6 protein-coding genes and 1 riboswitch are annotated in these 13,608 nt (G+C 58.3%); of the genes, 2 read left to right on the top strand and 4 right to left on the bottom strand.

Annotation, left to right across the window (positions count from 1 at the left end; genetic code table 11):
• Positions 1-38: 38 nt before the first annotated feature.
• The 3 genes from nifK to AB7245_RS06230 all read right to left on the bottom strand — a co-directional run bounded on the left by nifK (position 39) and on the right by AB7245_RS06230 (position 4,683).
• Positions 39-1,598: a nitrogenase molybdenum-iron protein subunit beta gene (nifK, locus tag AB7245_RS06240; RefSeq protein ID WP_231143979.1), complete on the bottom strand. Its 1,560-nt coding sequence runs from the start codon at positions 1,596-1,598 to the stop codon at positions 39-41.
• Positions 1,599-1,679: 81 nt separating this feature from the next.
• Positions 1,680-3,182 (bottom strand): nitrogenase molybdenum-iron protein alpha chain, encoded by a 1,503-nt coding sequence (nifD, locus tag AB7245_RS06235; RefSeq protein ID WP_439033953.1) that lies wholly within the window; start codon positions 3,180-3,182, stop codon positions 1,680-1,682.
• Between the two features lie 1,159 nt (positions 3,183-4,341).
• On the bottom strand, positions 4,342-4,683 hold the full coding sequence (locus AB7245_RS06230; RefSeq protein WP_439033952.1) for a helix-turn-helix domain-containing protein: 342 nt from the start codon (positions 4,681-4,683) through the stop codon (positions 4,342-4,344).
• A gap of 2,628 nt (positions 4,684-7,311) precedes the next feature.
• On the opposite strand from AB7245_RS06230, the gene AB7245_RS06225 reads away from it, so the two are divergent.
• Positions 7,312-8,379, top strand: coding sequence for a cytochrome-c peroxidase (locus AB7245_RS06225; protein WP_439033951.1), 1,068 nt, complete (start codon positions 7,312-7,314; stop codon positions 8,377-8,379).
• Between the two features lie 825 nt (positions 8,380-9,204).
• Here the strand turns inward: AB7245_RS06225 and metE are convergent.
• On the bottom strand, positions 9,205-11,520 hold the full coding sequence (metE, locus tag AB7245_RS06220) for a 5-methyltetrahydropteroyltriglutamate--homocysteine S-methyltransferase (protein WP_439033950.1): 2,316 nt from the start codon (positions 11,518-11,520) through the stop codon (positions 9,205-9,207).
• Between the two features lie 99 nt (positions 11,521-11,619).
• Positions 11,620-11,819: riboswitch (cobalamin riboswitch) on the bottom strand.
• 412 nt (positions 11,820-12,231) lie between these two features.
• Here metE and AB7245_RS06215 point away from each other — a divergent pair.
• Entirely contained in the window at positions 12,232-13,353 is a 1,122-nt protein-coding gene (locus AB7245_RS06215; RefSeq protein WP_063981152.1) for an IS630 family transposase, read from the top strand.
• Positions 13,354-13,608: the final 255 nt, after the last annotated feature.

Raw genomic sequence — 13,608 nt, 5'->3', positions numbered from 1 at the left:
GCCGCTGTTCCTGCGGACGATGAGGCGGGGCGCTCGCCTTAGCGTATGATGTCGAAGCTGTAGTCTGTCTTGCCAACCGAGCTGGTTTTTCTATCGATCTCATCAAAGATCTTGTCGAGAATCTTGACCAGCACATTCATGCTACCCTGATAACCCCACACTGGATAACGATGGTGATGATGGCGATCGAAGATGGGAAACCCGATGCGGACTAGCGGCGTTCCAGTGTCACGCTCGAGATACTTGCCGTAGGTGTTACCGATCAGGAAGTCGACCGGTTCTGTGAACAGGAGCGACCGCATGTGCCAGAGATCCTTGCCCGGGAAGGCGCGGCAGTTTTTACCGAACGGCGAGCTCGCGAACAGCGCCTGCATCTTCTGCTCCCAGGCCTTACTCCCGTTCGTCGAGAGCACGTGGGTCGGCTCAGCGCCGAGCTCCAGCAAGAATGCGGCCAGGCCATAGCAGAGGTCGGGATCGCCGTAGATCGCGAACTTCTTGCCGTGAATATGCGCGCTAGAGTCAGCCATTGCGTCTACCAGACGCCCGCGCTCCTGTTCCAGCGCATATGGAATTGCCTTATTGGCGATACGCGACAGCGTCATCAGGAACTCGTCCGTGGCGCTGACGCCCAGCGGGTGATTGAAGGCGACGACCTCCTGGTCGTGCCCCTTGATGAAGGACAACGTCTTCTCCGTACAATATTGCTGCATGGAAATGGTTGCCTTCGCGTGGACTGCATTCGCGGCGTCCTTTAGTGTGGTGCCGCCATCATACATGCGGAATTCACCGTCGGTTGGGGTATCGAACACGTCACTATTATCCGCGAGGATCGTGTAGCCGATTCCCATCAACGCGAAGATGCGCTTTATCTCGCGGATGTTGCCGACAGTGTAGCCGTCGAAGCCGCCGATGAAGTTGATCGTGTTGTTCGCTTTTCGCTGGAGTTTTGGCGCCGTGCCGGCTTTGCCATCCCAGAAATGCTCGAGGATGCCCTTAAGCGTGTTGTCGTAGCCGGTGACGTGGCTGCCGACGAATGCAGGAGTGTGAGCGAATGGTACGTCGTAGTCCGCGGGGACTGAACCTTTTTCCTTGGACGTTTTGATGAAGGCGTTGAGGTCGTCGCCGATGACTTCCGCCATGCAGGTCGTCGCGACCGCAATCATCTTCGGCTTGTACATGTTGTAGCTGTTGGCAAGCCCGTCGGTCAGATTGTTGAGGCCCCCGAACACAGCCGCGTCTTCCGTCATGGACGAGGAGACGCATGAGGTCGGCTCCTTGAAGTGCCGTGACAGATGGCTGCGATAATACGCCACGCAGCCCTGTGAGCCGTGGACGAACGGCAGCGTGCGCTCGAACCCGAGCGCGGCGAACACCGCACCTAGCGGCTGGCAAGCCTTCGCCGGATTGACGGTTAGCGCCTCGCGGGCGAAGTTCTTCTCACGGTATTCGGGCGTCTTGGACCATTCTCTGATACGGTCGACTTCGGCGGGATCATGCGGATTCTCAAATAGCGCCTTCTTATTGGCCAGCATCTGCTGGTATTCGTCTCCCCGGAAAAGCTCAGAGTGGTCGAGTATGTGTTCGGCGTTCTGTGTCATCATGGCACTCTTTAAGTTCTTGTGTTCGTTCTCCTGCCCTTCCCCTCCTCTGCGGAAGAAAGGGCCCGGGCGTCGGCTTTCCTATTCGGCCGCCATGAGGCTTGGCCGCGGAGCGTCCTTCCAAGGTGCCGTGGTCTTCCCCCAAATCGGGGAGTTGATCGCCATGTCCATGTCGCGGGCGAAGATCGCGAAGCCGTCATAGCCGTGGTAAGGACCCGAGTAGTCCCAGGAATGCATTTGACGGAACGGCACGCCCATTTTCTGGAAGACGTATTTTTCCTTGATACCGGAACCGACGAGGTCTGGCCGGATCTTTTCGACGAAGCGCTCGAATTCGTAGCCGGTGACATCGTCGTAGATCAGCGTGCCATCTTTGACGTAGTGCTGAGCGGTGCGTTGGTAGTCATCGTTATGCGCGAACTCATAGCCCGTGCCGACAACATCCATGCCGAGGTCCTCGTAGGCGCCGATGACGTGGCGAGGACGTAAGCCGCCGACGAACAGCATTACGGTCTTGCCTTCGAGCCGCGGCCGGTATTTCGCGGTCACCGCGTCGACAAGCGGCTGATATTTCGCGATGACGCGCTCGGCGCCTTCCTTGATCTTGTCATCGAAGAAGCCTGCAATTTTGCGCAGCGACTCCGCGATTTTGGACGGCCCGAAGAAGTTATACTCGCACCAGGGAATCCCGAATTTTTCCTCCATGTGCCGTGAGATGTAGTTCATCGAGCGATAGCAATGCAATATGTTGAGCTTCGCTTTCGGCGTCGCCTCCAATTCAGCGAGAGATCCATCCCCGGACCACTGGGCGATGACGCGCAGGCCCATTTCTTCGAGCAGGATCCGTGACGACCAGGCATCGCCGCCGATGTTGTAATCGCCGATAATCGCAACGTCATATGGCGTCGGCTCAAATTTGGAGCTGGCCTCTGGGGCGCTCTTGTCGAAGATCCAATCTCGAACGGCGTCGTTCGCGATGTGATGGCCGAGCGATTGTGACACGCCACGAAAACCCTCGCACCGCACAGGCACGATCGTTTTGCCGCCATATTCCTTTGACTTTTCTCGGGAGACCGCCTCGATATCGTCGCCGATCAAACCGATCGGACATTCGGACTGAATGGTGATGCCCCTGTTGAGAGGAAATAGCTCCTGGAGCTCGTCGATGAGTTTGTTGACCTTTTTATCGCCGCCGAACACAATATCCTTTTCCTGGAAATCGGAGGTGAACTGCAGTGTCACGAAGGTGTCGATGCCGGTCGTGCCGACGTAGTAGTTGCGCCGCGAGCCCCATGAGTACTGACCACAGCCGACCGGACCGTGGCTAATGTGGATCATATCCTTGATCGGCCCCCAGACCACGCCCTTGGAGCCCGCGTAGGCGCAGCCACGGATGGTCATCACGCCAGGAATGGACTTGATATTCGACTTGACGCCACAATCCGACTTCCCCGCCTCGTGAACACTGAGATGCTTGGCGCGCCTTTTGGCGGTCTTCTCTGGGTAGACCTTCAACACCTCATCGATTAGCTGCTTGTTGCGCGCCTTGATCTCTGCGACGCTCTGGGTAGTTGTTCGGCTCATACAAATTTCCTTTCGATTGTCGTCTCAAATCAAGAAGCGGCGCATTTACGGTAGACCGACGGATTTCCTATCCGGCGTTCAGGTGTAAAGCGTGATCTCTGCGAGCGGTCCTACCGATCGCAACTTCGCGGCCTTCTGGATCATGCCGCAGCGGTCGTTCACGACCTTGTAGCTCATCTCGGCTGAGCGCCTACGAGCGCCATGTGTGACGCTGTTGATCGCTGACCAAGACGCGTCTCGGTGAAGTCATGCCTGCTTTCCATTGGTTTCTCATATCGGCTTCTTTATTCACTCGCGTGCCATCACGGGGCCTGTCCCTGTGCATGGCGATGCAAAGGGCTAACAGCCGCCTCTTGCGCAGGGGTCTGCAACGAGTGTGCCAGCGCTGGTTGAATACAAAAAAGCACCGTCTGTAGAGCTAGATAGCTGGCGGGATGCGGATTGTTATAAAGCCGACCCTGTCTGGCACCGACAAGCGTAGCCGCTAACGCCCTGTCTGAAACAAAACAATCAGTTACGCTCTCCGCCAGCGACACGGCTGGAGTCTTCCCGCGCGCCGAGGTCACTGCACCTGGATGTTGGCCATCCTGATCGTCTTTGGCTTCACCGTGCTTGGCTGGATGGGTTCTTCATGCCGACGCTGATTGGTCCTGGGAAATCCGCATTGGACGCCATGTCACAGCATTCGGCACTCGGCCTGGCGAAGACCCCAGCCGGGATCCCGGTCTAACGATGCCCGATTACGATGTGCGCTCCAGACGGAAAATATCCATCGTGCAAGCCGAGATCTTCTCCTTCGAGAGAGAGGGAGCTCCGGTGGAATCAGCCGAATCTGTCAAGCAGCCTCGCGCACCTTCCTCGCTTCTGTAGCGACGAATGGGGCCCACTCAGCCGGCAGTCTGTTCACGAGCTGGCGTTCGACCTGCTCACGAACCCTTTGCAGCTTCTCGCGCTCCTGCTGGAGCGCTTCGGTCTGTCGGGCGACCTCTGCGTCCTTGCTCACCAGGTTGGTTGTGGGAACGCTGCGGGTCTTCGCGAGAGGTGGGCCGGCGAGGCATCAGTCAGCTGAATCTCATGGTTGCAGATCGGAAACTGCAGGGCGGGTTCATGAGCGCGCTTGGCCGCCGTCGCCTTAGGCGTCATGCCCCCTTCGCAGCTCTTAGGACGGAATAAACGTGATCCGGCCCGCTTCGCCACGCTTCCGATGTGGCTTTAGCGTTATTTCGACGTCCCGATCGAACGCCGTCAGCATGCGCAGCAGCTTTTCCACAGAAACCAACTTGAACTGCCCCCGAAGCAGCTTGGACAAGTTGGGCTGCTTCACATGAACCAGCTTCGCGGCTTCGGTTTGACTCATCTCCCGCTCCGCCATCAACCGCTTCAGTTGTACGACGAGGGCTGCCTTGAGTTGGTGCTCGTGGGCGTTCGGCAGGCCGAGGTCAGCATAAATGTTCCCGGAGCCCCGGCTGTGGGCCGGCCACTTCTTCTTCTTCCTGCTCATCATCGGGCTGCGTTTGTTCCTTGTGGATAGCTTCGGCGTCGCGCAGGCGCTGCCGAAGGGATGCCCCTTCTGCGAGGCCAGTTCGTCCCTGATGCGGATCAGTGCCCTAGCCCTAAAGAGCTGCTGATCTGCTCGGGTGAAGGTTAATTGAACGCTCTACCGCGCTCGAGTGCCTTCGGAGTTTTAGCTTGACTTGTTGCGGGTGTGCTCGTCTGGGAGGACGGCACACAGGCCGGGGAGCACGCATTGCGTGAGGCCAAGAGTATGGACAGTAATTCGTGCGCCCGAGCACCTGCGGAAATCAGCGTAAGACACGAGTCACTTCCATAGGAGAGATTCTGGCCAATCTGTGAACTCCAATTCGAAGCTACGTAGGCCACTGGGTTTGGTCGTGAATTTAAGGGTCTTCCCTGAAAGGTCGGCCAATGAACCAGATGCAAACTTGAAAACTGTCGTGCCGGAAGTTGCGACCCCAATGCCTTGCTCGCCATCCATGCTAGAGAAGCCGGTCGCCTCAGAGAGTTGCCCAATTGCAACTCCCTCCAGCGCGTGGTGAAATTCCATGGAGGCCAAGTATGTTCCTTTGTCAGCAGCCCACTCGCTGACCGACACTGCTGTGATCCCCGCGTCGGTCAAGAGACCACCCGCGATCCGGCAGCCATATTGAACGGTGAGAATAACCCGCTCATTCCGAACTCCGGCCGGCTCTCGATCGGCGGCAGTGATCGTGCACGCGTACCGCCTTGTTTCCGCAACCGCCCCCATGCTTAGTCCGATCCACTCGAGAGCGGAACACAATACAAAAGCGAGAGCGGGTCTTATCATTCGGCTGCACCTGGTCTGGAAGATCGTTCGCCTGCTCTTTACAATCTGACGCTACGGCCGATTCAAGCTTCTTCGATCGCTCTGTCGGATGAAAGCTACTCACCGCGGTGTCGTGGAAACGACGCGCTCGGTATCCCCCCGGAGTGCCCGAACGATCTCAATATCGGTGCTCACGGGGCGCAGCGGGCCAGCACGTCGGTGAATCGAGGCTATGGACCGACGCCTTTCAGCTCGGCGGCGGCCATGAGGGGCGCTCCGGCCCGCGGCGCCGGAGCGCTACGTTCCTGACGCAGGCGCAGGCGCCCTGTGAGCGGACGCCATTTTCCGCGGAATGACCCCGCGGCGCAGGTCCCGAATTTTGCTTCACAGTGTCAATGTAAAAGGAAACGTGGTCGCTAGGAGCCGTTCAAAGGCAGACTGTCGCTCAAGCAAGCGCTCTTCGAGGATCTTACGCTCGAGATCACTTAGCTCGCTTTGGAGCCTTCTGCGACAGCGCCAAATGTCATTCCGCACGTATCTGATCTCATTCAAGCGATCGTCAATCGAAGCCATCACGGATACCGTATCTAACTTGAACCATCCATCGACAACTGGTCAATCACGTCGTTCCCCCCGTAAGACGACGATGAGATCCGACGACCTGGCCATCTGCGGACATGATGTCACGATCTCCTTCCAGCATGTCCTCTTGTATCGAAGTCTTCCAACGCAGGAGCACGAAGTGACGGTTGCTTCTGCAGAAGTTCAGCGGTTTTTGCCATCACCGCGCAGGATTTCAAAAGCTGCCACTGGCCCGTGAGTGGGCCGAACGGCTATCTTGTTCCAACCACCCCCGGCCGGATCAGGTGTCGGGCCGGCCACTTAAGCGGGTGCCGAATGGGAGTATCCGGCTAATCGGACGGTCGCACCGTCAAACTCTGGGTAACCGCACCTTTCAGATTTGAGATCGGCAATTGCCATGCCAGCGAACCTCAGGTGGGACTGAAGACAAGCCATGTTCAGGCTCGGGGCCTCGTCTGTTACAAGCGAGCGGGATTTCGTGGCGGCGGCGCGCCAGAGAGGCCCGGATATGTGTCGGAGAGGCTTCAGTCGGCCGGGCGAGGCGAAATCGTGAGCGATACGCACCGCCGGACGCCTCGGCTCAGTGTCTCGCCACACCTGCGTAGATCTTATTACCACCGTTCCTGCGTGCGGCCGGCAAGCTGGCAATTTCATCTCATCACAAAAGTTTCTGTGCGATGATGTCTAGCCGGGACTAGCGCTTGTCGCATCTGTGACACTGCATGTATTCATCAAACCAAGCCATCCGACGTTGTTTGTTCGCCCGGACTCGTTCTGCAACTAAATCAGCAGCTTGCATCTCAGATGCAACTGGCATGGCTGTTGCTATTTGTTCAGCCGCACCGTGAGCGCTGCGCGCGACCAGCGGTGTAAGACGTATACGATCAACTTCGCGGGAGCGTATTAGCCACCCAATCGCTTGATGGAGAACCGATGCGGCCACCGGGCAGCTTACCCTTTTGCGGCACACTTGTTGTTGTCAGATCGACCATCACGCCGAAGGTTGAGGCACTAGTCTGATCTACCAACGCGAACGGCGCGCTCTAGCTCAAAGCGAACTCGCCAATCAAATAAGGGCCCGAAAGCCTCGTGGGCGAACGCCGGCAGCGAGCACCTCGAATTTGATGCAGCCTCGCTTTCAGAGGATCCGGCGCATGCTGCGCCGACCCGTTGAAGCAACGGAGGGTGGCATCGTTTTCGACTGTTTCCTTGATTAACAATCAGAACTGATGAGGCGGGTGTATGAACAAATTGATCCGGGAGCTTCGGCTTGTGGCTGAAGCATCTGTTTTGGCGATTGGGCTGCTGATGTCGTCACGAGCTAACGCGGACGATGATCTGATGAGAGCCGCCAAGCAGATCTTCCATCCGATCCCCTCAGTCATTCCTGCGGTAAAGGACAATCCAGTCACACATGAAAAGGTCGAGCTTGGCAAGATGCTGTTCTTTGATCCGCGGCTATCGGCAAGCGAGATCATTAGCTGCAATACGTGCCACAATCTCGGCAGCGGCGGCGTCGATGCCGGTCCGACCTCCGTCGGTCACGGCTGGAAGATCGGCCCACGTCGGGCCCCAACCGTCTACAACGCTGTGTTCAATGTGGCGCAATTCTGGGACGGACGCGCCGCGGACCTCAAGGCACAAGCCACCGGCCCTGTGCAGGCGAGTGCCGAAATGAATGCGACTCCGGATCATGTGCTCGACACCTTGAACTCAATGGCCACCTACGTCGACTTGTTCAAAAACGCTTTCCCGAACGAAGCGAGACCAGTCACCTTTGAAAACTTTGCGAAGGCAATCGAGGCTTTTGAAGCGACTCTCATTACACCTGCGGCCCCATTCGATCGGTATCTGGAGGGCAATACACATGCTCTCGATGATCAGCAGAAATCAGGGTTGGCACTGTTTATGGAGAAGGGATGCTCCTCTTGCCACAATGGAATCAACATCGGTGGACAGGCCTACTTCCCATTCGGCGTGATGAAAACGCCGGACGCAAGCCTGCTTCCGGCCGCCGATAAGGGCCGGTTCGCGGTTACCAAGGCGGTTGGCGACGAATATGTCTTCCGCGCGGCGCCGTTGCGGAATGTCGCGTTGCGAGCCCCTTACTTTCATTCGGGCCAGGTTTGGAGCCTGAAGCAAGCTGTTGCACTGATGAGTGAAATCCAGCTCGGCGCCAAGCTTAGCGATAAGGAAGAGAACGAGATCGTCGCATTTCTGAATTCGCTGACCGGGCGGCTACCTAAGATCGAGTATCCGACACTACCCACGCGTACGAACACGACGCCAAGGCCTTCTATAGACAGATAGGACTAACAGACCGGCGTCATGCCTTGCGAGTACTAACAGATGGGACGCAAGAACCCGGGGTCCCGCAATGACGCCGAATGATCCCGTGCTGTCACACATAACCAGGCACATAAAAAACGCCCGGCCTCCTCGGGAGGCCGGGCGAAAGTCACGTAGGAGCGACGCTGCTTTACGCATCGCACCAGCTTTCGTCGGTAGGGAGGACTACCGGCGATCGATTTACGGCGAGGGCATTCGCCGTCAAACAACGAGAAGCGGATATCGCTCCGCGCGAAATCTGGAGCCACTTGCCTTCCGCTCATGTCGGAAACTTCAGGAGTTGCCCAGCACTCGCCCGCTGTCCGGTTGGCAAGGGCAGTGCCTTGATCGAGCTGGGATCCTTCGCGCAAGCGGTTTGGCTGCCGTGCCCTGAAACTTAAGCGGCAGTTTGCCGTCGCGCAGCAGCATTTTGCACCCCAAACACCAACAACGCTCGATTGTCTTCGCGAAGATCGGTGCCAAGGCGCCCATTTCGTATGACATTCCGAAAGGGCGGTAAAATTGATTGTTGTGATGTAACGCATCCACGCGATGGATAAATAAAAACGTCGGGCTGTGGTTCGTGTCGAGCGTTAATGACTTCGGAATATTTCACCTGATCGGCATCGCCGGCGCGCGGTCGGCCGTCGGATCGAGAGAGGTTGTCGCCGGCTATATGCGATCGCCTCCGCCAGCGCCGGCCGGCATTCCCAGGCGCTGAATACCTTGGGAAGCTCGCAAGCACATCGCGAGCTCCCAAAGCGCGTGTATCTTATTCAAAAACGCGTTGGCGAAACGTTCGTACCGTCATGGCTCAGCCCGCAACTCGCGTGCGGCGGCCACCATATTGACGAGCGCGGGACCCACCTCCTCCCACTTTCGCGTTTTCAGTCCGCAGTCGGGATTGATCCAGAGCTGCCGATCGGAAACTCGCTGCCGCGCCAACACAATCAGCTGCTTGATCTCCGCCGCTGCTGGAACGCGCGGTGAATGAATGTCATAGACGCCGGGCCCGATCTCATTAGGATATTTGTAGGTCTTGAAGGCGTCGAGCAATTCCATTTTAGAACGCGACGTCTCGATTGAAATGACGTCGGCATCCATTGCTGCGATCGCATCGATGATTTCGTTGAACTCGGAATAACACATGTGGGTATGGATCTGAGTTCCGTCGGCGACAGCGGAGGAGCAAACGCGGAAACTGTCCACTGCCCAATCGAGATAGTCCTTCCACTGCGATTTGCGTAGCGGCAATCCCTCCCGCAATGCAGCCTCGTCGATCTGGATCATGGTCGCTCCAGCCGCCTCAAGGTCGATGACCTCATCTCGGATCGCGAGAGCGATCTGTCGGCATGTCTCGCTCCGCGGGATGTCGTCACGGACAAACGACCAGTTCAGGATCGTCACCGGTCCGGTCAGCATAGCCTTGATGGGTTTTTTGGTCAGAGACTGCGCATAGCGCCACCATTCAACGGTCATGGGCTTCGGCCGGGAGACATCTCCAAACAGGATAGGAGGACGAACGCACCGCGAGCCATAAGACTGAACCCAGCCGTGCTTGGTGAAAGCGAAGCCCAAGAGCTGCTCGCCAAAGTATTGAACCATGTCATTGCGCTCGAACTCACCGTGTACGAGCACGTCCAGGCCGATATCTTCCTGCCACTGGACGGTACGGGCTGTCTCCGCTCTCAGAAACTGCTCGTACTGCGTGTCATTCAGCGCTCCCCGCGCATGAGCCGCGCGCGCATTCCGGACGTCTGCCGTTTGCGGGAAGGATCCGATGGTTGTCGTTGGAAACATCGGCAATGCGAAGGCGACGCGCTGGACGTTGGCGCGCTGGGTGAACGCACTGCGACGGCGACGCATGCTATCGTCGATCGCGGCCATTCGTCCGGCGACCTTCGCATTGTGGATCTTGGGCGATGTTCCGCGGGTGACGGCTGCGTCCTCCGAGAGCGCAAGTTCATCGGCCACCTCGGCAGCATGGCCGGCCAGCGCTTTGCCCAATATCGAAAGTTCCTTGATCTTCTGAACTGAGAACGCCAGCCACGTCTTCAGATTGGGATCGAGATCGGTCTCTAGCTCAATGTCGATCGGAACATGAAGCAGCGAGCAGGAGGGAGCAATCTGAACACGGTCCCTGCCCAGTTTTTTGACCATAGGAGCAAGTTGGTCGAGCAGCGCCGGGAGATTGGAGCGCCACACGTTGCGACCATCAACGACGCCTAGCGAGACCACGAGATCTCTATGGGCTGTGGCGACAATTGCGTCCAACTGGTCGGGTGCCCGAACCAGGTCGACATGAAGCCCGGCAACGGGCAAGGCCAAAGTTGTTTCAAGATTGTCACCGATCGCCCCGAAATATGTGGCCAGCATGATTTTGAGGGCCGGCACGGCCTTGGCGAAATGAGCATAGGCCCGGCGGACAGCCGCCCGAGATGCGTCGTCGACGTCCGTCACTAGGCATGGCTCGTCGAGCTGAACCCATTCAGCACCGCGCGAGGCTAGTTCGCGGAGAACATCGACATAGACTGGGAGGAGCCGATCAAGCAGCGACAGCGGATTGAATGCGGGATTTACGCTTTTGCCGAGCTTCAGGAAAGTAACTGGGCCAACTAGGACGGGGCGCGTCTGGTAGCCGAGGCTTCTTGCCTCCTCATATTCCTCGATCGGCTTCCGAGAGGAATACTTAAAGATCTGATCCTGGTGAAATTCCGGCACCATGTAGTGGTAGTTGGTATCGAACCACTTCGTCATCTCCTGTGCGGCTACACCAGGCCCATGCTGAGCGTGACCACCGTCCGGAGCGCCACGCGCCATGGTGAAGTAGGTATTGAGCGACACAGGACCTTCGGTCCAGCCGTAGACGTCGGGAATGGCGCCGACCATTACGCTGGTATCGAGCACATGATCGTAGAGCGAGAAGTCATTCGAAGGAATGACGGTCGCACCGCGGGATTTCTGCCGTGCCCAATTAGCGGCACGAAGTCCACTCCCGGCCTCGAGGAGCTCGGCTTCGCTGGACTTTCCCGCCCAGTAGCTCTCGAGCGCGAATTTGAGTTCGCGTCGTGGGCCGATGCGTGACGTCCCCAGTGTGGCAACGGGAAGCGAAAGAATAGACATAGTTTAGACCCCATGATTGGGGCAAAGGCCATGGCGGACGTATGCAGCGAATATCGCTGAGCGACAGCTGCTTGGCGCACACCGGGACACCCCGCCCGTGGACGATATATTGTCGAGGCAGGTCTCCTGGCTCGCGGGTCGTCGCTGCTGTCCGGCCTTCCCGAAGCCGCATGGCTCCAGTGACTTCGTTGGACAGCGGCTCGCCGCTTACAGTTGCGGGGGCAGCGCCGGCATTGCACCGGCTTCCCTCTTAGCTCCGGATCAAACGAAATCCGGAGACCACGACGGCAGGCATTATGCGCACGAGGATCGATGCGTCAACCTACTGATTGTCGCTGCGATATTGCCCAAGCGATTGCGAGCTGTACTAGTGGCTCTGCACAGTGATTTTGACAGGTTGGGTCCGGCGGTCAGATTAGCTCCGGCAGGAGTTTCGGATCAACGAGGACCTCGATGCTGCGAGGCGTCCTTGGCTGCCGTCTGATGAGGCGGGCGCGTTCCAGTGTCAGGACCATCTGGTGAACCGTAGGCGGGCTGACGCGGAAATATTCCTGCATGTCGGTTTCGGCCGGGGGCCTGCGATGCAGCCGGGTATAGAGGTGGATAAAAGCCAGATACTGCCCCTGCGTGGGCGTGAAGGGTTTTGTCGAAGGACTCACGCCGGCCATCCGATTCAGTTGTTCGTGCGTGCCTCGAACGAGGAGGCACGCCATGAATGTACGCTATCGGGTCGAACTCAGCCAAATCGAGCGCACCGAACTGAGGGCACTGCTCAGCGGCGGCAAGCATGCGTCCCGCAAGCTCAAGCGAGCGCAGATTTTGCTGGCCGCCGATGCCGAGACCAGCGACGAGGAGATCGCAAGGAGCGTCGGCGTGAGCGGCTCGACCGTGTACCGGACCAAGCGACGCTTCGTGGAAGGCAATCTGGAGCGGGCGCTGAGCGAAGAGCCGCGTCCCGGGGCGGAGCGCAAACTCACGGGCAAGGAAGAAGCCTTGCTGGTGGCGACAGCCTGCGCCAGTCCGCCAAGGGGCCGTGCCCGCTGGACGCTAAAGCTGCTGGCGGGTGCGATGGTCAAGCTCACCGAACACAAGAGCCTGTCGCACGAGACGGTTCGGCGGCGCCTGGCCGAGAATGCCCTCAAGCCCTGGCGCAAAGACATGTGGTGCATTCCGCAGGTCGACGGCGAATACGTCGCCCGCATGGAGGATGTGCTCGACCTCTATGCCGAGGCACCCGACTCCAGGCGGCCAGTGGTGTGCTTCGACGAAAGCCCGGTGCAACTCATCGGCGAAACGCGTCAGCCCATCCCGGCCAAGCCCGGCAGGCTCGAACGTTACGATTATGAGTATCGTCGCAATGGCACGGTCAATCTCTTCGTTCTCCTCGACGTGCATCGTCCCTGGCGCAAGGTCAAGGTCACCGAGCGGCGAGCGGCAAGGGATTACGCCCAATGCATGCGTGATCTCGTCGACATCCATTATCCCGACGCCGAGATCATCCGGGTCGTCCAGGACAATTTATCGACCCACTCCGCCGGCGCCCTCTATCAGGCGTTCCCGCCCGCCGAAGCCAGGCGGATTTTGCGACGGCTCGAGTTCCACTATACCCCAAAACACGCAAGCTGGCTCAACATGGTCGAGATCGAAATCGGCGTCCTGCGGGGCCAGTGCCTGGATCGCAGGATCGACGACCCTAAGCGACTGCGCCGCGAAATCACCGCCTGGGAACGACAACGAAATGCCGCCCGCTCCCGCATCAAATGGATGTTCACAACAGACAAGGCTCGCGCCAAAATGGCTGGCGCCTACCCCGCCACTTCCAAAGAGTCATAATCCCTGTGACGAGGTACTAGGTAGGATATGACGGTCTTGCTCCCGGCCTGGTGAACACGCGTGGATCTGTGGAGGCTCCGCTTGTGAATGGATCGCGTTCTATACCCTGTTCGCGTAACCGGATGAGCTCCGCCGCCGGAACGAACCCGAGCCGCCTTCGATATCTGTGTGATCGCGACGGGCCTGGTCTTTTCCGTCAGCAGCTTCTCGAACTCGTCGTCAGGAAGTTGCGATCATCCTCGGCCGGTGTCCGTT

This window comes from Bradyrhizobium sp. 604_D8_N2_3 (genome assembly GCF_051810765.1).
Classification (GTDB): Bacteria; Pseudomonadota; Alphaproteobacteria; order Rhizobiales; family Xanthobacteraceae; genus Bradyrhizobium; species Bradyrhizobium barranii.
The sequence above is the reverse complement of the archived record's forward strand: the minus strand, read 5'-3'. Positions and strand labels throughout refer to the sequence as shown.

Excerpts from the sequence above, each read along its gene's own strand:
- AB7245_RS06230 (WP_439033952.1), bottom strand. The coding sequence starts at position 4,683 with ATGAGCAGGAAGAAGAAGAAGTGGCCGGCCCACAGCCGGGGCTCCGGG.
- nifK (WP_231143979.1), bottom strand. The coding sequence starts at position 1,598 with ATGACACAGAACGCCGAACACATACTCGACCACTCTGAGCTTTTCCGG.
- metE (WP_439033950.1), bottom strand. The coding sequence starts at position 11,520 with ATGTCTATTCTTTCGCTTCCCGTTGCCACACTGGGGACGTCACGCATC.
- AB7245_RS06225 (WP_439033951.1), top strand. The coding sequence starts at position 7,312 with ATGAACAAATTGATCCGGGAGCTTCGGCTTGTGGCTGAAGCATCTGTT.
- AB7245_RS06215 (WP_063981152.1), top strand. The coding sequence starts at position 12,232 with ATGAATGTACGCTATCGGGTCGAACTCAGCCAAATCGAGCGCACCGAA.
- nifD (WP_439033953.1), bottom strand. The coding sequence starts at position 3,182 with ATGAGCCGAACAACTACCCAGAGCGTCGCAGAGATCAAGGCGCGCAAC.